This window comes from Pseudomonas sp. A-B-19, from assembly GCF_019947515.1.
Classification (GTDB): domain Bacteria; phylum Pseudomonadota; class Gammaproteobacteria; order Pseudomonadales; family Pseudomonadaceae; genus Aquipseudomonas.
The window spans coordinates 259,131-284,874 of sequence record NZ_JAGYGN010000005.1; the positions used below are offsets into that span (position 1 = coordinate 259,131).

At 59.7% G+C, this 25,744-nt stretch carries 19 protein-coding genes; 11 read left to right on the plus strand and 8 right to left on the minus strand.

Translation table 11 applies throughout. The features are described 5' to 3' along the window. Window positions 1-72: 72 nt before the first annotated feature. Entirely contained in the window at window positions 73-1,653 is a 1,581-nt protein-coding gene (locus KGA81_RS08320) for an aldehyde dehydrogenase (NADP(+)) (protein ID WP_223545412.1), read from the plus strand. 60 nt (window positions 1,654-1,713) lie between these two features. Here KGA81_RS08320 and KGA81_RS08325 read toward each other — a convergent pair whose 3' ends face one another. Further along, complete coding sequence (locus KGA81_RS08325) at window positions 1,714-2,721, minus strand: Ldh family oxidoreductase (RefSeq protein ID WP_223545413.1); 1,008 nt, start codon at window positions 2,719-2,721, stop codon at window positions 1,714-1,716. A 375-nt stretch (window positions 2,722-3,096) separates the two neighbouring features. Here KGA81_RS08325 and mexE point away from each other — a divergent pair, with 375 nt between their 5' ends. The 3 genes from mexE to KGA81_RS08340 are packed head-to-tail and all read left to right on the plus strand — an operon-like array spanning window position 3,097 to window position 8,963. Next, entirely contained in the window at window positions 3,097-4,350 is a 1,254-nt protein-coding gene (gene mexE, locus KGA81_RS08330; RefSeq protein WP_223545414.1) for a multidrug efflux RND transporter periplasmic adaptor subunit MexE, read from the plus strand. Between the two features lie 12 nt (window positions 4,351-4,362). Next, the gene (locus tag KGA81_RS08335; RefSeq protein WP_223545415.1) at window positions 4,363-7,542 is read left to right on the plus strand and encodes an efflux RND transporter permease subunit; all 3,180 of its coding nucleotides are present in this window, start codon (window positions 4,363-4,365) and stop codon (window positions 7,540-7,542) included. Next, window positions 7,542-8,963, plus strand: coding sequence for an efflux transporter outer membrane subunit (locus tag KGA81_RS08340; protein ID WP_223545416.1), 1,422 nt, complete (start codon window positions 7,542-7,544; stop codon window positions 8,961-8,963). Before KGA81_RS08335 ends, KGA81_RS08340 begins: the two co-directional genes overlap by 1 nt. 215 nt (window positions 8,964-9,178) lie before the next feature. On the opposite strand, the gene KGA81_RS08345 is transcribed toward KGA81_RS08340, so the two are convergent. The 3 genes from KGA81_RS08345 to KGA81_RS08355 are packed head-to-tail and all read right to left on the minus strand — an operon-like array spanning window position 9,179 to window position 12,456. Beyond that, the gene (locus tag KGA81_RS08345; protein ID WP_223545417.1) at window positions 9,179-10,126 is read right to left on the minus strand and encodes an HlyD family secretion protein; all 948 of its coding nucleotides are present in this window, start codon (window positions 10,124-10,126) and stop codon (window positions 9,179-9,181) included. 4 nt (window positions 10,127-10,130) lie between these two features. Beyond that, entirely contained in the window at window positions 10,131-10,331 is a 201-nt protein-coding gene (locus tag KGA81_RS08350) for a DUF1656 domain-containing protein (RefSeq protein ID WP_108217534.1), read from the minus strand. Beyond that, a complete protein-coding gene (locus tag KGA81_RS08355; protein ID WP_223545418.1) occupies window positions 10,321-12,456 on the minus strand; it encodes an FUSC family protein in 2,136 nt (711 codons plus the stop codon). Before KGA81_RS08355 ends, KGA81_RS08350 begins: the two co-directional genes overlap by 11 nt. Before the next feature lie 185 nt (window positions 12,457-12,641). Between KGA81_RS08355 and KGA81_RS08360 the strand changes: the two genes are divergently transcribed. Both KGA81_RS08360 and KGA81_RS29985 read left to right on the plus strand, forming a co-directional pair. Further along, window positions 12,642-13,697 (plus strand): tetratricopeptide repeat protein, encoded by a 1,056-nt coding sequence (locus KGA81_RS08360; RefSeq protein ID WP_223545419.1) that lies wholly within the window; start codon window positions 12,642-12,644, stop codon window positions 13,695-13,697. A 46-nt stretch (window positions 13,698-13,743) separates the two neighbouring features. Beyond that, window positions 13,744-13,866 carry a hypothetical protein gene (locus KGA81_RS29985; RefSeq protein ID WP_263293275.1) on the plus strand — a complete coding sequence of 41 codons (123 nt, stop codon included), beginning with the start codon at window positions 13,744-13,746 and terminating at the stop codon, window positions 13,864-13,866. 4 nt (window positions 13,867-13,870) lie between these two features. On the opposite strand, the gene KGA81_RS08365 is transcribed toward KGA81_RS29985, so the two are convergent. The 4 genes from KGA81_RS08365 to KGA81_RS08380 all read right to left on the minus strand — a co-directional run bounded on the left by KGA81_RS08365 (window position 13,871) and on the right by KGA81_RS08380 (window position 19,926). Beyond that, a complete protein-coding gene (locus tag KGA81_RS08365; RefSeq protein ID WP_223545420.1) occupies window positions 13,871-14,248 on the minus strand; it encodes a response regulator in 378 nt (125 codons plus the stop codon). 17 nt (window positions 14,249-14,265) lie between these two features. Then, a complete protein-coding gene (locus KGA81_RS08370; protein ID WP_223545421.1) occupies window positions 14,266-15,507 on the minus strand; it encodes a hybrid sensor histidine kinase/response regulator in 1,242 nt (413 codons plus the stop codon). 94 nt (window positions 15,508-15,601) lie between these two features. Continuing rightward, window positions 15,602-16,435 (minus strand): CheR family methyltransferase, encoded by an 834-nt coding sequence (locus KGA81_RS08375; RefSeq protein WP_223545432.1) that lies wholly within the window; start codon window positions 16,433-16,435, stop codon window positions 15,602-15,604. Then, a complete protein-coding gene (locus KGA81_RS08380; RefSeq protein WP_223545422.1) occupies window positions 16,435-19,926 on the minus strand; it encodes a response regulator in 3,492 nt (1,163 codons plus the stop codon). Before KGA81_RS08380 ends, KGA81_RS08375 begins: the two co-directional genes overlap by 1 nt. A 257-nt stretch (window positions 19,927-20,183) precedes the next feature. On the opposite strand from KGA81_RS08380, the gene KGA81_RS08385 reads away from it, so the two are divergent. From KGA81_RS08385 to KGA81_RS08405, 5 genes are all read left to right on the plus strand, one after another. Then, window positions 20,184-20,546, plus strand: coding sequence for a response regulator (locus KGA81_RS08385; RefSeq protein ID WP_223545423.1), 363 nt, complete (start codon window positions 20,184-20,186; stop codon window positions 20,544-20,546). Window positions 20,547-20,620: 74 nt separating this feature from the next. Continuing rightward, window positions 20,621-21,913 carry a glycosyltransferase gene (locus tag KGA81_RS08390; protein WP_223545424.1) on the plus strand — a complete coding sequence of 431 codons (1,293 nt, stop codon included), beginning with the start codon at window positions 20,621-20,623 and terminating at the stop codon, window positions 21,911-21,913. Window positions 21,914-22,100: 187 nt separating this feature from the next. Further along, window positions 22,101-23,006 (plus strand): phospholipase, encoded by a 906-nt coding sequence (locus KGA81_RS08395; protein ID WP_223545425.1) that lies wholly within the window; start codon window positions 22,101-22,103, stop codon window positions 23,004-23,006. Between the two features lie 116 nt (window positions 23,007-23,122). After that, entirely contained in the window at window positions 23,123-24,028 is a 906-nt protein-coding gene (locus tag KGA81_RS08400; RefSeq protein WP_223545426.1) for an AraC family transcriptional regulator, read from the plus strand. Between the two features lie 319 nt (window positions 24,029-24,347). Beyond that, a complete protein-coding gene (locus KGA81_RS08405; RefSeq protein WP_223545427.1) occupies window positions 24,348-25,658 on the plus strand; it encodes an ABC transporter substrate-binding protein in 1,311 nt (436 codons plus the stop codon). Window positions 25,659-25,744 lie beyond the last annotated feature (86 nt).

Genomic DNA, 25,744 nt, shown 5'->3' on the forward strand with positions numbered 1-25,744 from the left:
GTTTTTCGCGAGCAAGCTCGCTCCCACAGAGGTTTTGTGTTGCTACCCCATTTTTCGACAGGAGCTTTTTTGATGTCTGAAATCCTCGGCCACAACTACATCGGCGGAGCGCGCAGCGCCGTCGGCGGCATCATCCTGAACAGCCATGACGCCAGCACCGGCGAAGCACTGCCTTATTCTTTCGTGCAAGCCACCGCGCAAGAAGTCGACGCGGCCGCCCAGGCCGCTGCGGCCGCCTACCCAGCCTTCCGTAATTTGCCGGCGACGCGCCGGGCGCAATTTCTTGAAGCCATCGCCGCGCAACTGGATGCCCTGGATGACCAGTTCGTTGCCCTGGTGACCCGTGAGACCGCCCTGCCCAGCGCGCGGATTCAGGGCGAGCGCGGCCGAACCAGCGGCCAGATGCGTCTGTTCGCTCAGGTCCTGCGTCGGGGCGATTTCTACGGCGCGCGCATCGACCGTGCCCTGCCGGAGCGTCAGCCGCTGCCACGGGTTGACCTGCGCCAGTACCGGATCGGCGTCGGCCCGGTGGCCGTGTTCGGCGCCAGCAATTTTCCGTTGGCCTTTTCGACGGCTGGCGGCGATACCGCAGCGGCCCTGGCCGCCGGTTGCCCGGTGGTGTTCAAGGCCCACAGCGGGCACATGGCAACCGCCGAATGCGTGGCCAATGCGATCCTGCGCGCCGCCGAGCAGACCGACATGCCCAAGGGTGTGTTCAACATGATCTACGGCGCGGGTGTCGGTGAAGCGCTGGTCAAGCACCCGGCGATTCAGGCCGTCGGTTTCACCGGCTCGCTCAAAGGTGGCCGTGCCCTTTGCGACATGGCCGCCGCACGGCAACAACCCATCCCGGTGTTCGCCGAGATGAGCAGCATCAATCCAGTGTTGGTATTGCCCGAAGCCTTGCGCGTGCGCGGTGAGAAAATCGCCGGTGAACTGGTGGCATCGGTGGTCCAGGGTTGCGGGCAGTTCTGCACCAATCCGGGGTTGGTCATTGGTATTCGCACCCCTGAATGGACGGCGTTCACTGCGCGACTAAGCAACCTGATGGCCGAACAACCGGCGCAAACCATGCTCAATGCGGGCACCCTCGGCAGCTATGAAAAAGGCGTGCGGGCCTTGCTCGAGCACCCGGGCGTGACGCACCTGGCGGGTCGCGACCAGCAGGGCAATCAGGCGCGACCGCAACTGTTCAAGGCCGACGTCAGCCTGCTGCTCAATGGCGATCCGCTGCTTCAGGAAGAGGTGTTCGGGCCGACCACCATTGTCGTTGAAGTGGCGGACACGGTTGAGCTGCGGCAGGCGTTGAACAGCTTGCACGGGCAACTGACTGCGACATTGATTGGCGAAGCATCGGATCTTCAGACCCATACGGACCTGCTGATGCTGCTGGAACAAAAAGTCGGCCGGGTACTGTTCAACGGTTACCCCACTGGGGTCGAAGTCTGCGATGCCATGGTCCATGGCGGGCCTTACCCTGCAACCTCCGACGCCCGTGGCACGTCGGTTGGCAGTCTGGCCATCGAGCGCTTCCTGCGGCCGGTGTGCTACCAGAACTGCCCGGACGCCTTGCTCCCCGACGCCTTGAAAAACGCCAACCCGCTGGGGATTGCACGGCTGGTGGATGGCAGCAGCAGGCACGACCCAATCTAGAAAACCACACAAATACCCGTAGGAGCTGCCACTCCCACAGGATTGAGCTCTTTGATTGAATCAGGCGAGCAAGGCCTTGAGGTCGTTGTACAGCGCCTCGGGAATTTGCACGCCTTCCACCAGGCTGCGTGCCCGCGCCGCGTAACGTCGTTGCGACGGTAAGCGTGCGCCCTGCCCTTCAATGCCCTGGAACAACGTTTCGGCCCGGGCCAGATGTTCTTCAGTGGCGTCCCCCAGAAAGCGCCGAGGGTCCAGGGCGATGATCAACTCGCCATGGTACGGCGACGACTTGCTGCCTGCGTCGTAAGCCAACGACTCGGTACTGGTCAGGTCACCAATCAGCGGCCCGGCAATCAACTCCACCATCGCCGCCAGCGCCGAACCCTTGTGCCCGCCGAACGTCAGCATTGCGCCGCTGTCGAGCACCACGTTGGCGTCGGTGCTCGGCTGGCCTCGGGCGTCGACGCCCCAACCTTCGGGAATCGCCTTGCCGGCACGCCGGTGCAGTTCGATATCACCACGGGCAATCGCGCTGGTGGCGAAGTCGAACACAAACGGATCTTGCCCCGTACGCGGCCAACCGAAGGCAATGGGATTGGTGCCGAACACCGGCAGTCGTCCTCCAGCCGGTGCCACCCAGGCGTGGCTCGGATTACACGCCAGTGCCACCAGGCCGGCAGCAGTCAGTTGCTCGATCTCCACCCACAGCGCCGAGAAATGTACACAGCGGTTGATTGCCAACGCTGCAATGCCGTTGGCCCGGGCTTTCTGCGCCAGCAACGGCAACCCCGCCTGAAACGCCAACTGCGAAAACCCACCGCCAGCATCCACCCGCACGATCGACGGCGCCTGGTCGATCACCTGTGGCTCGGCATCGGCTGACACCTTGCCGGCCCGCAGGGAATTCACACACCCCAGAATCCGGTACAAACCGTGGGAGGCACAGCCATCACGTTCGCCGACAATCACCGTCGCCGCCACTGCTTGTGCATGGGCCAGATTAAAACCGTTGTGCAACAAGATCGATTCGGCCAACTCACGGGCTTCGATCAGGGTCAGTCGGATCATGGTCATCTCCTTGGACAGACCGGTCAGAGTGGTCTATCCGAGGCGTTATGGCTTGATGGGTTTGGGCATTGGCGGTGACGAAATTGGCACAGCGCAGGCGGTTGGCCCCTGTTAAACCAATGGCTGATCAGATCCAGCAGGGGGCGAACCTGCTCACGATAGCCGCAACACGGTGACAAGTCTGCCTATTGCATCCAATGCAACACACAATTGTCATCAATCCAGTTGATGACGACCGAACGCAAGGCGCAAGCTAGAGGGCTGGCTTGGGTCTCATATCATTCCGAATGATAGTTACCTTCGCCCCATTCGATTCGTGAGATACAAACCCGCCGCGCATCATTCGCCAATCTCAACACATTGGCGGATGCATCCATGGAACAGTCATTCAAACATTTGCGCTTCCCGTTGGCTTTGTTGGCCATGGTGGTGATCAGCGCTTGCGGCAAGGCCCCGGAGTCGGCCGCCAGCATGCCAGCGGCCAAGGTCAGCGTGGCCAAGGTGCTGGAGCAACCGGTCAACGAGTGGGACGAATTCACCGGCCGCCTCGAAGCGCCGGAAACCGTCGAGATTCGTCCACGGGTCTCAGGCCAGATCGATGAAGTGGCGTTCACAGAAGGCGCCCTGGTCAAGAAAGGCGACCTGCTGTTCCAGATTGACCCGCGTCCGTTCCAGGCTGAGGTCCGCCGCCTCGAAGCCCTGGTTGCACAATCGCGCGCCAATGCCACCCGCAGCGAAAACGAAGCCCAGCGCGGTGAACGCCTGCGCACCAGCAACGCCATTTCCGCCGAGCTGGCCGATTCGCGCACCAGCGCCGCCCAGGAAGCACGCGCCGCCGTCGGCGCCCTGCAAGCGCAACTGGACCTGGCCAAGCTGAACCTGAGCTTCACCCGTGTGACAGCGCCAATCAGCGGCCGCGTCAGCCGTGCCGAAATCACCGCCGGCAACCTCGTCACCGCCGACACCACCCCGCTGACCAGCGTGGTCTCCACCGACAAGGTGTACGCCTACTTCGATGCCGACGAACGTGTGTTCCTCAAGTACACCGAGCTCGCCCGTCAGGGCAAGCGCGGCGCCACCACCCCGGTGTACATGGGCCTGTCCAACGAAGACGGCAACCCGCACCAGGGCGTGATGAACTTCGTCGACAACCAGGTCAACCCGAAAACCGGCACCATCCGTGGTCGCGCCGTGTTCGACAACAGCGACGGCAGCTACACCCCGGGCCTGTATGCACGCCTGAAACTGGTGGGCAGCGGCACCTACAGCGCCATGCTGATCAACGATGAAGCGGTCGGCACTGACCTGGGCAAGAAGTTCGTGCTGGTGATGGATGCCGACAACAAGACCGCCTACCGCGCGGTGGAACTGGGTCCGAAGATCGAAGGCTTGCGCATCGTGCGCAACGGTCTGAACAAGGACGACACCATCATCGTCAAGGGCCTGCAACGAGTGCGTCCTGGTTCACCGGTCACCCCTGAAGTGATTCCGATGGCCAGCGAACAAACCCTCGCGGCACTCGCACAACAACGTCAAGCGCTGGAAGCCAGCAACCTGCCCCAAGTCGCGCCTGCCAGAGTTGCGCCGGGCACGGCTGTGAAACTGGCTGCCACGACCCCACGCGGTTAAGGGATTTTTACGATGAATTTTTCCCAATTCTTCATTTCGCGGCCGATCTTCGCAGCGGTGCTGTCGCTGCTGATCCTGATCGCCGGTGCGATCTCGCTGTTCCAGTTGCCGATCAGCGAATACCCGGAAGTCGTGCCGCCCACCGTAGTGGTCCGTGCCAACTTCCCGGGTGCCAACCCGAAAGTCATCGGTGAAACCGTGGCCGCTCCCCTGGAGCAAGCGATCACCGGCGTCGAGAACATGCTGTACATGTCCTCGCAATCCACCGCTGATGGCAAGATCACCCTGACCATCACCTTCGCCCTGGGTACTGACCTGGACAACGCGCAGGTACAGGTGCAGAACCGCGTGACCCGGACCGAGCCGAAACTTCCCGAGGAAGTGACGCGCATCGGTATCACCGTGGACAAGGCGTCGCCCGACCTGACCATGGTGGTGCACTTGACCTCGCCGGACAAACGCTACGACATGCTCTATCTGTCCAACTACGCGATCCTCAACATCAAGGATGAACTGGCGCGGCTGGGCGGCGTCGGTGACGTGCAACTGTTCGGTATGGGCGATTACTCGCTGCGCGTCTGGCTCGATCCGAACAAGACCGCTTCGCGCAACCTGACCGCTACCGATGTGGTCACCGCGATACGTGAACAGAACCGCCAGGTGGCTGCCGGTGCCTTGGGGGCGCCCCCTGCCCCGAATGCCCAAAGCTTCCAGTTGTCGGTCAACACTCAGGGCCGTCTGGTCAATGAGGAAGAATTCGAGAACATCGTCATTCGTTCTGGCGACAACGGTGAAATCACTCGCCTCAAGGACATCGCCCGCGTCGAACTGGGCTCCAGCCAGTACGCCCTGCGTTCGCTGCTGAACAACCAGCCGGCGGTGGCGATCCCGATCTTTCAGCGCCCTGGCTCCAACGCCATCGAAATCTCCAACGAAGTGCGGGCCAAGATGGCCGAGCTGAAGAAGAGCTTCCCCGAAGGCATGGACTTCAGCATCGTCTATGACCCGACGATCTTCGTGCGCGGCTCCATCGAGGCGGTGGTTCACACCCTTTTCGAAGCGCTGATCCTCGTGGTGCTGGTGGTGATCCTGTTCCTGCAGACCTGGCGCGCCTCGATCATTCCGTTGGTGGCGGTGCCGGTTTCGCTGATCGGTACTTTTGCCGTGATGCACCTGTTCGGCTTCTCACTCAATGCTTTGTCGCTGTTCGGCCTGGTGTTGGCGATCGGTATCGTGGTGGACGATGCCATCGTGGTGGTGGAGAACGTCGAACGTAACATCGAACTCGGACTGACCCCGGTCGAAGCCACCAAACGCGCCATGCGTGAAGTGACAGGCCCCATCATTGCCACGGCGCTGGTGCTGTGTGCGGTGTTCGTTCCGGCAGCGTTCATTTCCGGTCTGACGGGCCAGTTCTACAAGCAGTTCGCCCTGACCATCGCGATTTCCACGGTGATCTCGGCCTTCAACTCCCTGACCCTGTCGCCGGCGCTGGCCGCGGTATTGCTCAAGGGCCATGACACACCGAAAGACCGCTTCTCCAAGGTGCTGGACAAGATTTTCGGTGGCTGGTTGTTCCGTCCGTTCAACCGCTTCTTCGAGAAGGCCAGCCACGGTTATGTCGGCACCGTTGCCCGTGTGATCCGCTCAAGCGGCATCGCCTTGCTGCTGTACGCCGGCCTGATGGTCCTGACCTTCTTCGGTTTCTCCAGCACCCCGACCGGTTTCGTCCCCGGCCAGGACAAGCAATACCTGGTGGCCTTCGCCCAATTGCCGGATGCATCGAGCCTGGACCGTACCGAAGACGTGATCAAGCGCATGTCCGAGCTGGCGCTGAAACAGCCTGGCGTGGAAAGCGCGGTGGCCTTCCCGGGCCTGTCGATCAACGGCTTCACCAACAGCCCGAACGCCGGCATCGTGTTCGTGACCCTCAAACCGTTCGACGAACGTAAAGACCCGAGCATGTCCGCAGGGGCAATCGCCGGCGCCTTGAACGGCCAGTACGCGAATATCCAGGAAGCCTACATGGCGATCTTCCCGCCGCCGCCGGTACAAGGCCTGGGCACCATCGGTGGTTTCCGCCTGCAAATCGAAGACCGGGGCAACCTGGGCTACGAAGAGCTGTACAAGGAAACCATGAACATCATTGCCAAGAGCCACAACGTGCCGGAACTGGCGGGCCTGTTCACCAGCTACACGGTGAACGTGCCCCAGGTCGATGCCGCCATCGACCGGGAAAAAGCCAAGACCCACGGCGTGGCCGTCAGCGACATCTTCGACACCCTGCAAATTTACCTGGGTTCGCTGTATGCCAACGACTTCAACCGCTTCGGGCGCACCTATCAGGTCAACGTTCAGGCTGAGCAACAGTTCCGCCTCGAATCCGACCAGATCGGCCAGTTGAAAGTGCGTAACAACAAGGGCGAGATGATCCCGCTGGCGACCTTCATCAAGGTCAGCGACACCTCGGGCCCGGACCGCGTGATGCACTACAACGGCTTCATCACCGCTGAAATCAACGGTGCGGCAGCCCCCGGCTACAGCTCCGGCCAGGCCGAAAAAGCCATCGAGAAACTGCTCAAGGAAGAACTGCCCAACGGCATGACCTACGAATGGACCGACCTGACCTACCAACAGATTCTGTCCGGCAACACCGCGCTGTTCGTGTTCCCGCTCTGCGTACTGCTGGCGTTCCTGGTACTGGCGGCCCAATACGAAAGCTGGAGCCTGCCACTGGCGGTGATCCTGATCGTACCGATGACCCTGCTGTCGGCCATCACCGGGGTAATTGCGTCCGGCGGTGACAACAACATCTTCACCCAGATCGGCCTGATCGTACTGGTGGGCCTGGCCTGCAAGAACGCGATCCTGATCGTCGAGTTCGCCAAGGACAAACAGCTCGAAGGCCTCAACCCGCTGGCGGCGGTCCTGGAAGCTTGCCGTCTGCGTCTGCGGCCGATCCTGATGACCTCCTTCGCGTTCATCATGGGGGTTGTGCCGCTGGTGTTCTCCAGCGGTGCCGGTGCCGAAATGCGTCACGCCATGGGTGTGGCGGTGTTCTCCGGGATGCTTGGGGTGACCTTCTTCGGTCTGTTGCTGACGCCAGTGTTCTACGTATTGATTCGGAACTTTGTCGAGCGTGGTCAAGCGCGCAAAGTCGCCAAGGCCGCCCTGAAGCTGGAGTCGCACTGATGAGTTTGAAAGCCTTCCTGCCGAGCCTGCTGGTACTGGCCCTGAGTGCCTGTGCCGTCGGCCCGGACTACAAGACGCCAACCACCGAGGCGGCCCACATCACGGCCGCCACCGATGGCGCCGCCGGCCAGAAAAACTTTGACCGCTCGCGTTTCGAAGGCATCTGGTGGCAACAGTTCGAAGACCCGACCCTCAACCAGTTGGTGACGCAATCCCTGCAAGGCAACCGCGATTTGCGCGTCGCCTTCGCCCGCTGGAAAGCCGCACGGGCGATCCGCGATGACGTCAGCAACGATGCCATGCCGACCATCACCAGCCGTGTCAGCAGTGATTTGGGCAAAGGCCAGATTCCTGGCCAGACCACCGACCGGGTCAACAGCGAACGCTACGACCTGGGCCTGGACATGGCGTGGGAGATCGATCTGTTCGGCCGCATCCAGCGCAACCTGGAGTCGGCCAACGCTGAGCAACAGGCGTTCGAGGCCGATCTGTACCAACTGCAAGTCACCATGATTGCCGAACTGGTGGATTCCTACGGTCAACTGCGCGGCGCGCAACTGCGGGAGAAAATTGCCCTGGCCAACCTGGAGAACCAGCAGGAGTCGCGCAAGATCACCATCAGCCTGCGTGATGCCGGCGTCGGTGATCAGCTCGATGTGGAGCGTGCCGATGCGCGCCTGGCGTCAGTCGAGGCCAGTGTGCCGCAACTGCAGGCCGAACAGGTTCGGCAGAAAAACCGTATCGCCACCCTGCTGGGTGTACGTCCGGACAAGCTGACCGTGGACCTGAGCCCGAAAGACCTGCCGGCGATCGCCAAGGCATTGCCGATCGGTGATCCGGGTGAACTGTTGCAACGCCGTCCGGACATTCGCAGTGCCGAACGCCAACTGGCCTCGGCCACGGCACGTATCGGCGTGGCCAAGGCCGATCTGTTCCCGCGGGTCAGCCTCAGCGGCTTCCTTGGCTGGACGGCCGGGCGTGGTTCGCAGATCGGTTCCTCGGCGGCCAACGCCTGGGCACTCGGCCCGAGCATCACCTGGGCGGCGTTTGACCTGGGCAGTGTGAAGGCCCGGTTGCGCGGCGCTGACGCCGATGCCGAAGGCGCCCTGGCGACCTACGAGCAGCAAGTGTTGCTGGCGCTGGAGGAATCGGAAAACGCCTTCAGCGACTACGGCAAACGCCAGCAACGCCTGATCTCGCTGATTCGCCAGAGCGAGTCCAGCCGTTCCGCAGCCGATCTCGCCGAGATCCGTTACCGCGAAGGCACCGCCGATTTCCTTGTGCTGCTCGACGCCCAACGGGAACGCCTGGCCGCCGAAGACACCCAGGCCCAGGCCGAAGTCGACCTGTATCGCGGCATCGTCGCGATCTACAAGGCCCTTGGCGGTGGCTGGCAGCCGGAGACGGTCGCGAGCAACTGACCCGATGTTTTGAAGTGCTCCTTTGGTTGGCCGCAACCAACCAATTTCCTTGCCCTGCGTCTCATTCGGTCGCGGGGCTTTTTTTGCCTTTTCCAGGCAACGTAAATCCCTTGTAGGAGCGAGCTTGCTCGCGAAGAACCAGAGAACACCGCGTTAATTCAGGCTGCCCGCGTCATCGTTGACCACCATCGCGAGCGGGCTCGCTCCTACAGGGATTAGGGGTGTTCCTGGACGGTCACCGTCGCGGTGGTCCCGGCGCGCAATTTGTCTTTACCCGCATAGTCGGCATCGATCTCGATTCGCACCGGCACCCGCTGCGCCAGTTTGATCCAAGTGTAACTGGGGTTGATATTCGCCAGCAGGCGGCCGCCCGGCAGGTTTTCCCGGTCGGCAATGGCAAAGGCAATGCTCTGCACTTTGCCGCCGAACGTCTCGCCACTCATCAACTCGATCCTGACCCGGTCGCCCTCACCGATCCGCGGCAATTTGGTTTCTTCAAAATAACCGCTGACATAGAACGAATCGCTGTCCACCAACGCCAGCAATGGACTGCCGGCCGAGGCGTAGTCGCCCTCGCGGGTCAGCAGATTGGTGACATAGCCGGTCACCGGGGAGACGACGTGGGTACGCTGCAAATCGAGCTCGGACTGGGTCAAGGCCGCGATGCCCAGTTGCACGTTGGCCTGGGCCAACACCAGGTTGGCCTGATTACGCAGCAAGTCAGCCTGGGCCACCGACACGTCGGTGTTGGCTTTTTCCCACTCTTCGCCGGAAATCGCCGAACGATCCTTGAGCGTGCGCCGCCGTTGCTCCTCGCTCTGACGTTGTTTGAGCAACGCTTCGCTGGCGGTAATGTTCGCCTGGGCCTGCCCGAGCGAGGCTTTTGCCACCTCAACGGCACGTTTGGCATGCTCCACCGCCAGGATGTAACGCGCCGGATCGATCTCCAGCAGCGCCTGCCCTTTGTTCACATGCTGGTTGTCCTGCACGGTGAGGCTGACGATTCGCCCCGAAACGTCGGCGGACAAGGTCACCACATCGGCACGCACCCGGGCATCCCGGGTCCAGGGGGCGCGGGTGTAATGCTCCCACGCGAACCAACCCAGGATGACGGCCAGCAGTACCACCGCCAACGTCGTGAGTCGGGAAAGGATGTTCTTCAAGGCATCAGGCTCCCATCACCAGGATCAATGTGGCGCAGACGCAGACGTATAGCGCGCCTTCGAACAACGCTTCGTGCCAGACAAACTGCAGCACACCCAGGCGCCGCAACGTCCAGTCCAGCAGCAGAAAAATCGGCACGCCCAGCAGCAGCGCCTGAGCAATCGGGGGCAGGTAGGCACCACCCACTTCCAGATCAATGGGCAAGGACAGGGTCTCCTTCAAGGCCTGCGGGTTGAAAGTAACCGCGATAACGCTCGACGAACGACACCACGATCAACAGCGCCACGCGCATACGAAACACCGACCACAGGTGCTCATGAACATCGGTATGCAGGGCATCCAGCTCGTCGCCCAGGGTGTGCAGGCTATCGAGCACCCGCGCCACTTCGACCCCGGGCCGACCGGCGACCAGCCTCCCCGTTTCCCGCACCGTCGAGAACAGGCGACTTTGCAGATCCGGACTCAGCAGAGCGTTGTTCTGCCCCTGCTGCCTGAGCTGATTCAAGGCGATACCCAGTGCCATGCAGGCCAGGCTGACCTGGAACCGCTCACGCGATTGTGGCTCCCGGGTCGCCGGCAATAGCCCCAGCATCATGGTCAGGCGATCGACCATACGGCTCTCGAACGCAAACTGCTGCTCATCGGTCGCCGAGGTTTTCAGCAAGGCGTACACCTGTTCGCAGCTCTCTTTATGGAGCCGGCGCATGCGCAAATCCGGCATGAACGGAAAGATCAACGCATACACACTCAACGCCAGCACGGTCGCGCAGGTATAAGCCCCGGCAAACTCGAACCACTGGATCGCGGTGTTCTGGCCAATCCCCACGTTCAACGGGCCGAGCAACAGAAAAGTCGTCAGCCCAAGGCCAATGCCGGTGCCTGTAGTGGCAGGACTGGCCAGGCCCACCGCAACGGCGTAGAGCAAGGGTGCCAGCAACAAGGCGAGCATCTCGAAATTGCTGATCATCGGCACAAACATGAACTGAAGCAGTGCCGAGGCCACCAGCGCCAGCCCGAATCCCCGCGCATAGCTTTGAACGGCCAGCAGCGGCCGGGGAAACGTCGACATCAGCGAACACAGGATGCCCACCAGCACCATCGCGCCTCGCGCACCGTCCCAGCCGGTTTCGATCCAGATCAGGCCGGCGATCAACAGCGCGCAAAAAGCCCGGACGGCATTCATGGTCGCCAGGGTGAAGTCCAGGTGCAGCGGGTTTTCCCGCCCGCGAAACACGCTGCTGGCGGGTCGCCCGCTCTGGATGGCATCACTCAATTCCAGAATCTGCTCAAGTTGCTGCAGCAGGCGTGCTTGCTCCCAGCGCAACGACCAGGCCAGCGAGCGCAAGGTGGCCGGCAGCGGCTCGGTCAATTGTTCGGCCCTGTAGGCCAGTTCATCAAAACGTTGTTGCAGCGACGTGAAATGATGGCGCTTTTCACTGGACAGCGTACGGCCCTCCCGGGCCAGTTCATCGAGAAAGGCCAGTTCTTCGGCGCGCAGCCGTTGAATCTCTTCAGGCAACTCGCCCTCCCAGCGTTCGGTCAACAACAACCGCTGGTGGCGCAAGGCGGTCAGGCGCGCGGTCAACAACACCAATTGATTGCCCAACAGTTGCACCAGGCCGTTGGCACTGCGCAAGCGCGGGGCATCGTAATACATGTGCCGGCGCACGCCCTCCAGGCCGCTGATCTGCCCCAACAGCTGCATTTGTCGGTGCTGGAAATCCGCTTCGCTCTCTTCAGTGCGGATGACGGCGCTGGCATGGGTCGCCAGCAGCTTGGTGATTTGATCGATCCTGGCGAAGTAGTCCCGGGCCACGGCTTCCGGCCGGGCGGTGAGCAGGCTGACCACGCACACACAGGCAACCGCCAGCAAGGTTTCAGTGAGGCGGGTCACCGCCAGCAAAAAGGTACCGTCCTGATCGGGTATCGCCAGCATTGCGATGACCACGGCGGTGTAGCCACTGAGCACGAATGCCCCGGAGCTGGTGTAGCGCAACAGCGTGCCACCGGCGGTGCACAGCGCCAGCCACAGGGCCAGGGTGGTGATGAACGGCAATGGTGCCTGGGCAAATATCGCCATGATTGCCACCGCTACGACCGCCCCCATGGTGGTACCGATGACTTGGCCAAAACTGCGCGCCAACACCATGCCGCCCAGTGGCTGGCTGATGATGACCACAGCCATGATCGACCACTTGGGCTGGTCCAGATCGAACAAAAACGCCAGATACAGTGTCAATAAACCGGCCGCGATGGTTCGCAGGGCAAACAGCAACACCCCGGGCCCGGGGTTGAGCATGGCCTTGAAGTACTGCAACAACGCTTGCATGGGAACACTCGTCGAGACACCTCCAGCAAGCGTAGTCACTGCTGCGGGGCCTCGACAGGTTTTGCTGTCGACACCACTTGCAGGCCCATTGAATCGTCAGTGAGCGTCGTCAAGGTTTGACTCAAAGCCTGGCCTGACCGAAGCTGGCGACCTTTGCAAAAGCTCGCCAGCTTCCGGATTCCTGCATGCCCAAGTCCCGCCGCTATCTGTTTATCAGCCTCCTCGCCCTGCTCGCCATCGGCCTTGCGTGGGTTTCCCTGCGCGATACCGCCCCGGTGGTTCCCGAAGCCATACAACGTGGCTACAGCGAAGCATTGACGGCTGCCCGGGGTGGTCAACCTGGTGCCGCACGGGTGCTCTATCAGCAATTGGGCCGTCCGGACCTGTCCCCCAAGCGTCGTGTCTGGTTACATGCCGAGCTGCCCAACTATCCAAGCTCGGTGGCCCTGAAACTGGCGGATGCCGATCTGCGGAACGAGTCGCCCGAGGTCCGTATCGCAGCGATCAGGAGCATCAGCGGCCTGGTACCGAGCGGTCAGCGCAGTCTGCTGCTGGGGCCATTGCTCGATGACCGCGAACAAAGCGTGCGGCTTGCAGCCATCAACGCGCTGCTGGGTTTGTCCCCGGATGAACTCGGCTTGTATTTCGGGTCGCTGGAGCAAGCCATCGATGCCTGGGAGCAAGTGCTCAAGAGCGAGCCGCAAAGCGCCGAAAACCAATACCAACTGGCCCGGCTGCACCTGCACAACGCCGAGCTCAAGCAAGCGCAACTGGCACTGGACAACACCCTGCGCCTGGCACCGGACAACCTGCCGGCGCTGGTGCTGCAAATCGAAGTACTGGATAAACAGGGCCAAAACGACGCCGCCCGGCAGTTGTTGGCCAGGCAACTCCAGGCGCAACCCGATTCGGCCTACCTGCAACATGCCCTGGGGCTCTGGCTGCTCAATCACGACCAAAGCGAATTCGCCCTGCTCGGCCTGTCCAAAGCCGTTGAACTCGAGCCCAATAACCGGGATTACCGCTACGACCTGGCCACCACATTGCACAGTGAGCACGAGCTCGAAGCAGCTCAGAAACAGTTGCAGGAAATCGTTCAGCGCCATCCGAACGATCGCAAGGCACGGGTGCTGCTGATCAATTACTGGAAGGAAAGCGGACAACTGCAAAACGTGCAGATCCTGTTGGCCCAACTCGAACAGATGAACCCCGACGATCCGGCGCTGCAACAAGGGCTTTGACCCCCGACTGACTTTTCGTGCAACCGCCGTCCCGGCCAAGGATCAAGTGAACAGGCAACCCGTTGCGGCGGTGTGCGGCAGGTTTCTCGATCCGGGCATGCAGATGATCACCAAGCCGTTTACCTCCGATCTGTTGGCGGCGAAGGTCTGGGAGATAATCAGCGCCTGAAAGCTTACGAAAGCATTTCCTGCATCAATTCCTGCAATGTATCCAGATCGAAGGGTTTTTCCAGGATTGGTGCCTTGCGCGTAATCGGGCTGTCGGTCTCACGGATTTCCTGGGCATAGCCGCTGATGAAAATCACCTTGAGTTCCGGTCGCAGCTTCACGGCGGGTTCGGCGATCTGCACGCCGGAGATGCCACCGGGCAGGCGGAAGTCGGTGATCATCATGTCCAGGTGCGGTTTGCTGGCGAGGATTTCAAAGGCCTGCTCGCCGTTTTCCGCCTGTAGCACGCGGTACCCCTCGCCCGACAGATAAGCGGACAGCACCATCAGAATCGAGGGATCGTCCTCGACGACGAGTACTACATCTTGTGCATCTTCGCTCATGGGAAGCCTTTGCTCGGTCAATTGCTGCTGATACGACCGTGAGGTCGATCAGAGGTTGCGTTTATCTGGTGGTTTTCCTGCAGCGGCAGACAAACGCGAAACAGGGCGCCTTCGCCAATCCTGCTCTGGACCGTAATAGTACCGCCATGGGCGGTGACAATCCGTTCTGAAATAAACAGTCCCAGGCCCAGTCCGGCACCGGTATGTTTGGTCGATACCCGTTCGAACTGCTGGAAGATGCGTTGCTGGTCTTCTTCGCTGATACCGATCCCCTGGTCCTGCACGTCCACCAGCGCCCGGCCCTCTTCGCTGTAGACTCTCACCGAGACCTGGCCCTTGGCCCCGTAGCGCAAGGCGTTGGTCAACAGGTTGGAAATCACTTGTTCGATACGAAACTCATCCCAATTTCCGATCACCGGTTGCCCGGCATCCAGCGTGACCGACGCCTCGGCGGCGTCGATCTGCCGGGAAAAATTCTGCAACAACTCGCTAACCAGGGCCGAAAGATCGAAGCGCGTTGGCCGAATCGACAACTTGCCGGTGCGAATGCGCGAGACATCGAGCATGTCTTCGATCAAGCGTATGAGGCTTTTGATCTGCCGTTCGTCGCGGTCGACCATGGCGCGCATCTTGTCAAGGGTGAAGGCGGCGGCGTTGTCCCGGGTCAGGTGCATCTTGCGCAACTGGGTTTCCAGGATCAGGCCATTGAGCGGTGTGCGCACTTCGTGGGCGACGATGGACATGAAATCATCGCGCATGCGCACCGCCTGCTCCAGTTCCAGCTGAGTATCTTGCAGTTGCTCGAGCAGGGTCTCCTGTTCGCGGCGACTTTGCTCAAGGGCCAGCACTTGTTCCTTGATCGCCTTGCTTTGGCGATACAGGTCGACGAACACATTGACCTTGCTCTTGACCGCGTGGATGTCCAGCGGCTTGTACAGGAAGTCCACGGCACCGCTTTCATAGCCCTTGAACGCGTAGTTCAGTTCACGTCCGGCGGCGCTGACGAAAACGATCGGGATGTTCCTGGTTTTTTCCGTGCCACGCATCAACTCGGCCAGCTCGAAGCCGTTCATGCCGGGCATCTTCACATCGAGGATGGCCATGGCGAATTCGTGCTGCAACAGCAGGGACAAGGCTTCGTCGGCGGACAGTGCCTTGTAGACGATGCAGTCCTCACGCCTGATCAGCGCTTCGAGCGCCAGCAGATTTTCCGGCAGATCGTCGACGATCAGCAGTTTGACCTGGATATTGCTCAGCATGCGATTGGTTCCAGCTCGACAGGCAGACGGCCGATGCCACCGGCGCAGGCACCGATCACGATCGCTTCGATAGCTGGCAAGTTCGTTGCACTGTTCATGATTTTCGATAGATCCGTTCTTGTTTGACCAGCGGCTCGAACTGATGGCCAAAGGCTGAGAATTCCGGGGTTTCCTTGCTGCCCAACACCAGGAAACCGCGATGGCAGAGAGACTCATGAAACAGTCCGAATGCCCGACCCTGAAGTTTTTTATTAAAGTAAATCAGTACATTACGACATGAAATTAATTGGGTTTCTGAAAAAACGCTGTCCGTCGAAAGACTGTGATCGGCGAAGGTTACGTTCTCGCGCAGGGTCTTGTCGAAAATCGCGTACCCATAGGCAGCCGTATAGTAGTCGGCAAAAGAACACTGGCCACCGGCCTGCTGGTAATTAGCAGTGTAGGCGCGGACATTCTCCATCGAGAAAATCCCTTGCCTGGCCTTTTCCAGCGAACGCGGATTGATGTCAGTGGCGTAGATGGTCGTGCGGTCGAGCAAGCCTTCTTCGCGCAGCACAATGGCCATCGAATACACCTCTTCACCCGTGCTGCATCCGGCGATCCAGATCTTCAGCGAAGGGTAGGTTCGCAGCAGCGGCACCACCTCTTTGCGGATGGCCAGGAAGTGCGAAGGGTCGCGAAACATCTCGCTGACCGGAATGGTCAGCAATTGCAGCAATTGCATGAACGCGGCGGGGTCGCGCAGGATCTTTGCCTGTAGCGCCGAGATGGTATTGCACTGGAACTGACTCAACGCATGGTTGACCCGGCGGTGGATCGAAGCGCCGGAGTAATCGCGAAAATCGTAGCTGTACTCGAGGTAGATCGCCTCGATCAACAAGCGCAATTCGATTTCGCTGTTTCGCTGCACTGAAAAATTGCGCTCCACTAGATACGTTCCACCTTCGGTAACCACACACGAATCAGCGAAAACAGTCGATCCAGGTCGATGGGCTTGGCCAGGTAATCATTGGCGCCGGCCTGTCGGCAGCGCTCCTGGTCGTCCTTCATGGCCTTGGCCGTCACCGCGATGATCGGCAGCTTGCGCCAGCGCGGATCCTTGCGGATTTCAACCGTAGCTTCGAAACCATCCATCCGCGGCATCATGACGTCCATCAACACCAGATCGATGTCATGCACCTCATTCAATCGCTCAATCGCTTCGCGGCCGTTGCGACCAATGACCACCACTGCGCCTTTTTGCTCCAGCGCACTGGTGAGGGCAAAAATGTTGCGCACATCGTCATCCACCAGCAGCACCTTGCGGCCCTCGAAGACCTTGTCGCGGCTGCGAGCGACCTTGAGCATCTTCTGCCGTTCCCGGGACAACCGTGATTCGACTTTGTGCAGGAAAAGCGTCACCTCATCCAGCAACCGCTCCGGCGACCGTGCGCCCTTGATGATGATCGAACGCGAATACCTGCGCAGTTCAGCCTCTTCATCCCGGGTCAGGTTGCGCCCGGTATAGACGATGACCGGTGGAAGGCAGCAGAGGTCTTCGGTGGACATGCGCTTGAGCAGGTCATTACCGAGCATGTCCGGCAGTGTGAGGTCGATGATCATGCAATCGAAAACCGAAGTCCGCAGCAGGTCGAGTGCCTCCTGCGCCAGGCCAACGGCAGTGATCTCGAGGTCATCGTCGCCGATCAGGCGGGTAATGCTGTCGCGCTGCAAGTCGTCGTCCTCGACCAGCAGCACGCGATTGACCTTCTGGGTCAGCCTGGCCTCGAGTCGCGCGAATACGTCCTTGAGTTCCTCGCGGGTGGCCGGTTTGACCGCATAGCCAATGGCGCCCATCTGCATCGCTGCTTCAACCCGGTCCTCGACCGAAATCACATGCACCGGAATGTGCCGGGTTTCAGCGTGCTCCTTCAGGCGTTGCAGTACGGTCAGGCCGGAATGATCCGGCAAGCGCATGTCCAGCAGGATCGCGTCGGGGATGAACGTCCTGGCCAGGTCGTAGCCTTCGTCGGCGCCATGGGCCACCAGGCACTGATAACCCAGTTCATGGGCAAGGTCGTAGAGGATGTGCGCAAAGTTCGCCTCATCTTCCACCACCAGCATGCAGCGGCTGGTGAACGGAGCGTTGTTGCGATCGTCGTCGAAACGCGCAATGTCGACTTCGGCCAGCAGTGGCGACAGCGCGGGCGGCATTACGTTTGGCACAGCCGCCATCGTCTCGGCGCGCATCGGTTCGACAGACCCTTCGCCCGGTTCCACGTACTGCTGCGGCAGTACCAGGGTAAACGCACTGCCCTGCCCCGGTGTGCTGCTCACGCTGATGGAGCCGCCGAGCAAGGCCGCCAGGTCACGGGAAATCGACAAGCCCAGCCCGGTGCCGCCATAACGCCGACTGGTGGTGCCATCAGCCTGGCGGAACGCCTCGAAGATGCTGGCGTGCTGCTGCGCGGCAATGCCGACTCCCGAATCACGGACGTTGAACGCGATGCCGTCGTTCGGCACCGTGGCGACGGACAGGCTGACGCTGCCGCGTTCAGTGAATTTCACGGCGTTGGACAGCAGGTTCTTGAGCACCTGCTCCAGGCGCTGGCGATCAGTGAACAGCATCAGCGGCACGCCGTCCTGCACATCCACCTGGAAATCCAGCTGTTTGTCCGACGCCAACGGCTGAAACAGATCGCGCAGACCTTCGACCAGGCGCGCCACGCTGGTGTGCTCTGGATGGATCTCCAACTTACCGGCCTCGACCTTGGAGATGTCCAGAATGTCGTTGATCAGGTTGAGCAAGTCATTGCCCGCGGAGTAGATCGATTCGGCGAACTTGACCTGCTCGGCGCTGAGGTTTTCCTCCGGGTTTTGCGCCAGAAGCCTGGCCAGGATCAACGAGCTGTTCAGCGGCGTGCGCAACTCGTGGGACATGTTGGCGAGGAATTCGGACTTGTACTGGCTCGAGCGCTGCAACTCTACGGCACGTTCTTCGAGCTGGATCCGGGCCTGATTGAGCTCGGTATTCTTCAGCTCCATGGCGTCGCGTTGCTCGGCCAGAGCTTGTGCCTGCTCGGCGAGTTGTTCGTTGGTCTGCTCCAGCTCCACCTGCTGGATTTCCAGGTGCGCCTGGGACTCCTTGAGAATCCGTGACTGTTCTTCGAGTTCTTCGTTGGCGGCCTTGAGCTCCTCCTGCTGAACCTGCAATTGTTCGTTGAGTTGCTGGGTTTCGGCCAACACCTCCTGCAAACGCTGACGATAGCGTGCCGCCTCGATCGAGGTGCCGATGTTGCCGGCAATCAGCTCAAGCAACTCAATGTCACGGTCCGTCAGTGAGCGCAGAAAGCCCAGTTCGATCACGCCATTGACCCGCTCGTCATCACTGGTTGGCACCACCAGCACACTGCGTGGCAAACCTTCGCCGAGGCCGGAGCTGACTTTGAAATAGTCAACCGGTACCTCGTCCAGGCGAATCAACCGTGCCTGTTGCGCCACCTGGCCGACAATGCCTTCCTCACTGAAAATCTGTTGCTCGCGCTCTTCTTGCTCACGGGAAAACCCGTAAGTGGCGATGCGTTTGAGGCCGCCGTGGTCTTCGCGCACATAAATAGCCGCCACGGCAGTGCCAAGGTACTGCGCACAAAATTGCAGAATATTGCGTCCCAGCAGGCTCAGGCTCAACTGTCCCAGTACCTGCTCTGCGAGTTGAGTCTGACCGTTGCGCAGCCAGGCTTGCTGCTCCAGGCGATGGGCGCTGGCCTGTTGGGTTGCGAGGTTGACGCCGTAGCTTTGCGAAAGATCAAGCAAATCGCGGCGCCCGACATACGCCAGCAAGCCACTGACGCCGGCAATGAACAACAGATAGAAGCTGATACTCCAGACTGTGGTGCGCCGCATGTCCTCATTGCGAGCGGCGCGCAGTTGTTGCTCGGAGTCGATAACGTCCTCGAATTGCTTGCGAATTTCATCGGTCAGGCGTTTGCCGCGCCCGGCCTTGACTACGGCGCGATAGTCACCGCTGCCGCGCTGCAAATCGATCAGCGATTGCGCATAGCTGGCCCATTCCAGCTGCAAAGCCTGCAACCGCAGCAAGCGGTCGGACTGCACCGGGTTGTCGGCGGTCAGCTCAAGCAAGGTGTTGAGGGCCACGGCAATTCGCGGTTTGGCGGTTTCGTAGGGATCGAGGAAATGTTCGTCGCCACTGAGCAGGAAACCGCGCATCCCGGTTTCAAGGTCCACGGTCAGCTTGAGCGCTTCATTGGCGTTATTGATCACCCGGTCGGTGTGTTGCACCCACTGGATGGTCGACAGTAAGTAGCTGATCAGCGAAACGAAGAACACCGCGCTGATAAGGCCCAGACCCAACGGCAGGCTGATGTTGCGGCTCAGGAGTTTACGAAATCGTTGCTCATCAACCGTGGACGCGGAGGGCATGGGGCAAGCCTTGTCGAACTGTCAGAGTGCAAGGAGTTTGCCCCAGAACTGGCACCTTGATCCAATTTTCTGACATGTTTTCGCGCCAGGTCTTACATTCCGCTGCGCCCACACAAAGTGGCGGGTTATCCTTGCCTGACCTGCGCCCGGTTCTTTTTTGCATCGCGTCGGGAACTTGTCGGGATCCGTCACTCACTCATGTAGGAGGACGGTGATTTCCAGCGCCCGGCAACGCCAATTTTATCGGGAATCTCACTATGTCATCTGCCAACGGCTCTATCATCCTCGTCGTCGAAGACGATGCCATTGTGCGCATGCTGATCGTCGATGTACTGGAGGAGTTGGAGTTCAAGGTGCTTGAAGCCGATGGCAGCGAACAGGCGCTGGAGACACTCAAGGACTTGGACCAACAGATTGATCTGATGATGACTGATGTCGGCCTGCCGGTCATGGACGGCTGCGAACTGGCCAATCAAGCACGAGCTTTGCGTCCAGACCTACCCATCCTGTTTGCAAGCGGCTATGCCGAAAAAATTGAAGTCCCTCGCGACATGCACGTGATCGGCAAACCATTCTCCATTGATCAGTTGCGCGACAAGGTCAAAAGCATTCTCGAGTGACCCTGCGCTGCGCTGTGGTTTAATGCGCGCCTTTTTCGCCCCTGCCCTGTCTTCGCTTCAAGGAATTCCCGTACATGAATCAGCCCCGCGCAACCAAAGTCCTGGTCATTGGTTACGTCTGGCCCGAGCCCCGCTCTTCCGCGGCCAGCGGGCATGTCATGCAAATCCTCGAAGTTTTCCTGCAACAAGGCTGGGACATCACGTTCAGCAGCCCGGCGGGCTTCGGCGAACAACGTGCAGACCTGACGGCGATGGGCATTCGCGAAGTGCCGATCGAGCTGAACAGCAGCAGTTTCGACGAGTTCATCAGCGAACTGGCGCCGGACATCGTGTTGTTCGATCAATTCATGATGGAGGAACAGTTCGGATGGCGGGTCGAGAAGCATTGTCCCGATGCCCTGCGCGTACTCGAAAGTTGCGACCTGCAAAGTCTCAGGCACGGTCGGCATCAACGTCTCAAGGAGCGTTTGAAGGCCAGCGAGGACAATAACGACTTCAGCAACCTGTTCGCCAAGGCGTCGCGTGAAGAGTTTGAACACATGGCCAATACCGACCTGGCCAAGCGCGAGATCGCCTCATTTTATCGTTGTGATTTGACATTGATGGTTTCCGAAGTGGAAGTCGAATTGCTGGTCGAGCAGTTCAGGTTTCCCCGCAACCTGTTGCACTGCTGTCCATTGATGGTCGATGTACCGACCCATGCACCGGTGCCGTTTGAAGACCGGGCACACTTTCTGCACATCGGTAACTTTCGCCATGCACCCAACTGGGATGCGGTGCTCTGGTTGAAAACCGCGATCTGGCCGCTGATTCGCGAGCAATTGCCCGGCGCTCAATTGCATATCTATGGTGCCTACACACCACCCAAGGCCACTGCGCTACATAACGTGGCGCAGGGGTTCCACGTAATGAACTGGGCAGAGGACGCCTTGCAGGTGATGTCCGCGACGCGGGTGTGCCTGGCGCCCTTGCGTTTTGGCGCAGGCATCAAGGGCAAAATCGTCGATGCAATGCTCTGTGGCACGCCCAACGTGACGACGCCTATCGGTGCCGAGGCCATGCATGACGAGGAGGCCTGGCCCGGTGCTGTGACCCGTACGGCTCAAGAGTTCGCAGCCCGCGCGGTGCAATTGCACAACGACAACGCCCTATGGTTGAGCGCCCAGAATCAAGCCCGCGCTTTGTTGGCCAGTCGCTACCAGTCGTCCATTCATGGCCCGGCGTTGATCGAACGGCTGGTGGCGTGTCAGCGGCACCTGTCCGACATTCGGCGAGATAACTTTACCGGCAGCATGTTGCGCCATCACCACCACAAAAGTACTCAATACATGGCGCAATGGATTGAAGCGAAAAACCGGGCCCAATGAATCGCCGAAACAGCCCTATATAAAACGCATCAGATAACCTATTAACAATACGAAACACCCTGCCACTCCTGCCTGCGTCGCATGAGTGGCTTTCCTGTTTTTCAGTTGCTATAAAACTCCTCTCCGCCAAATGCGATAAAGCATTTAGTGCAAAAAAACATATTCAACCTGATTGCACGGACGCACCATGAACGACAGCAACGAAACACAACCAAATTTTAAGTATGGCAATTACAAACCCACACTGAACGACTGGATGAGTAATATTCCAATCATCGAAAACCTGACCCTCGGCGAGCTGATTTTGCCTGGCGCACATAATGCCGGCTCAGACAAGAACGGTAACTATATCTGGGCACCAACCATGCACTGGTCCGTCTGCCAAAACGACTCGTTTTATTATCAACTGATGAACGGCGCCAGGGTATTCGACATCAGACTTGAATTTGATATGAATATCAGGAATGGCAATAGTTACTTGTTTTTTTACTTTCACCACAACGGAGTACGATCCTATCGCGAGCTCTCTCAGCTGGCTCAGGATGTCTCCAGCTTTCTGGCGCATCATCCCGACGAGTTCATAATCTTCGACTTCCACAAACTGGATCGTGGAAATCGTCCTTTCAACTTCAAGGAATTCAGTGACCGCCTCGTGCGCAGTTTAGGCAAACTCATCATTCCTCCTGAACACAGTCGCAAGACGCTTGGACAGTTGAAACACATCAGCAGGACTCAACGGGTACTACTCGCCGCCGATCATCACCCGGACCTGGACCCGCAAGCCTTTTGCTGGAGCGTCCAACACAAATGGAGCGGCTCCGCCATCACCGATGTGCAACACCTCGAATCCTTTATTGAAACCGTCATGAAAAGCCCTCCCTCTTCAAGTTTCCCATGGTCTCTATCTGCCACCGCTTACTCCGTCACAGGTGGCCCGGTTAGCATCCCCAAACAGCTGAATGACTGGTTCGATGTAAACAAACCATGGATTCACAGGTGCAGCATTATCAATGTGGATTTTTTTGAAGAGTCAAACCTGGTTCACAACTGCCGCGCGGCCAACGTCATGAAGGCCCAATCCCGCCTCAAGTAACAGCGGCATGGATAAACAGGCGCCCAATCACGAAGCGTTCGTTCAAACGGCAGAGTAGCGTTATCCATCCGGTTGCGGGCATGATCAGGGCGGGATAACAACACAAGCGCCCTGACATGACCCGCACCGCCAGAGTCACCGATCCGTCCTATGAATTGATGGACGACCATAACGGCTTGTCCATCATCTATCGCCAGCACGGTTTCCCCTGCCCGCTGGTGCGCTGGCATTTCCACAAGGAATACGAGTTGCACCTGATCGTCGCCAGTTCCGGCAAGGTGTTCATTGGCGATTACATCGGCAACTTCTATCCGCAAACCCTGTTCCTGACCGGCCCCAACCTGCCCCACAACTGGATCAGCCAGGTGGCCGAGGACGAAGTGGTGCCCAAGCGCGACATGCTGGTCAACTTCACCGACGAGTTGTTCGACAGCGGCTATCAGGTGTTTGCCGAACTCAAGACCCTGGCGCCGCTGCTGGAACGCGCGCAGTACGGCATCGAGTTCCGCTGCAAGCACACCATCGCCCAGGCCATGGACTTGATGCAGCGCATTGCCGATACCGGCGGCATTACCCGGCTCGGGCACTTTTTCATTTTGCTCGAATTGCTCGCGGCCACCGACGACTACCATTTGCTCTCTGGCGCCACGACGCCACAACTGGCCGACGAGAACAACATCGATCGCACCAACCGCGCGGTGGATTACATATTCGCCCATTACGCCCGGGAATTGCCGCTCGAGGAGGTCGCCGAGCATTTGGGCATGAAGCCCACGTACTTCAGCCGCGTATTCAAGCAGGCCACCGGGCGCAATTTCATCGAATTCGTCAATCGACTGCGCATCAGCAAGTCTTGCGAGTTGCTGGCCGATGGTGACAAGCCGGTCACCGATGTGTGTTTCGAGTCGGGCTTCAACAACATTTCCAACTTCAACCGTCGCTTCCAGCAGCTCAAGGGCATGACGCCTTCGCATTATCGGCGGTTGGTGGTGCAGCGGCTGACCGAACAGAATCTGGGTTAAAAATCAAAAGATCGCAGCCTTCGGCAGCTCCTACAGGAGGGCACATTCCAACTGTAGGAGCTGCCGAAGGCTGCGATCTTTTGGCTGCTAAAAGCTATAAAACCTGTACGGATTTAAGGCCGCCCCATCGCTGAAAAGCCCTTCCCTACATCTACCTCTCAAAACTCCAGTGCAAAAAAGTATCGATCAAAGTGCGATGGATGATTTGTCTCGCCCGCCGTTGAAGGTTGTAATCAGCGCACATTCTTCCCTGCGCAGGAAGACACAAAAACAATAACTGTCCTTCTGTAACCCACCGGGTGCAGAAAAGGAGTGCACGATGCAACCCTCGGTAAAAGCTCTGCTTGCCCTCACCTGCATGACCCTCAGCAGCGTCAGCCTTGGCGCCCAGACCCTGACCATCGCCACCGTCAACAACAGCGACATGATCCGCATGCAAAAGCTCTCGAAGACCTTCGAGGCCGAGCACCCGGACATCGAGCTCAATTGGGTGGTGCTCGAAGAAAACGTCCTGCGCCAACGCCTGACCACCGACATCGCCACCCAGGGCGGGCAGTTCGACGTACTGACCATTGGCATGTACGAAGCCGCACTCTGGGGCGCCAAGGGCTGGCTGGAGCCGATGAAGGATTTGCCGGCCAGCTATGCCCTCGACGATGTGTTCCCGTCGGTGCGCGAAGGCCTGTCGGTCAAAGGCTCGCTGTACGCCCTGCCGTTCTACGCCGAAAGCTCCATCACCTACTATCGCACCGACCTGTTCAAGGGCGCCGGCCTGAGCATGCCCGAACGCCCGACCTGGGAGCAGATCGGTGAATTCGCCGCCAAACTGAACAAACCCGAGCAGGAACAGTACGGCATCTGCCTGCGGGGCAAGGCCGGCTGGGGCGAGAACATGGCGCTGATCAGCACCGTCGCCAACGCCTACGGCGCTCGCTGGTTCGATGAACAGTGGCAGCCGGAATTCAACGGCCCCGAGTGGAAAAAGGCGCTGAACTTCTACGTCGACACCATGAAGAAATCCGGCCCGCCGGGCGCCTCAAGCAATGGTTTCAATGAAAACCTGGCGCTGTTCAACAGCGGCAAATGCGCGATCTGGGTCGATGCCAGCGTTGCCGGCTCGTTCGTGACCGACAAGGCCCAGAGCAAGGTCACCGATCACGTCGGTTTCACCTATGCGCCGCATCAAGTCACCGACAAGGGCTCGGCCTGGCTGTACTCCTGGGCATTGGCCATTCCCACCAGTTCCAAAGCCAAGGACGCGGCGAAAACCTTCAGCGCCTGGGCCACTTCCAAAGAATACAGCGCACTGGTCGCGCAAAAGGACGGCATCGCCAACGTACCGCCAGGCACCCGGGCTTCGACCTACAGCCAGGCGTACATGAGCGCTGCGCCGTTTGCCAAGGTCACGCTGGAATCGCTCAAGGCCGCGGACCCGAGCAAGCCGGGCGCCAGACCTGTGCCGTATATCGGCATCCAGTTGGTGACCATTCCCGAGTTCCAGGGCATCGGTACCCAGGTCGGCAAATCCTTCTCTGCGGCGCTGATCGGCCAGACCACGGTCGACCAGGCATTGGCGGCGGCCCAGCAAACCACTGAGCGCGAAATGAAGCGCGCGGGTTATCCCAAGTAATTTCGCAGGCCCTCTGTAGGAGCGAGCTTGCTCGCGATGGAGTGTCAGTTGACACCGTCGTGCCTGGCACTCCATCGCGAGCAAGC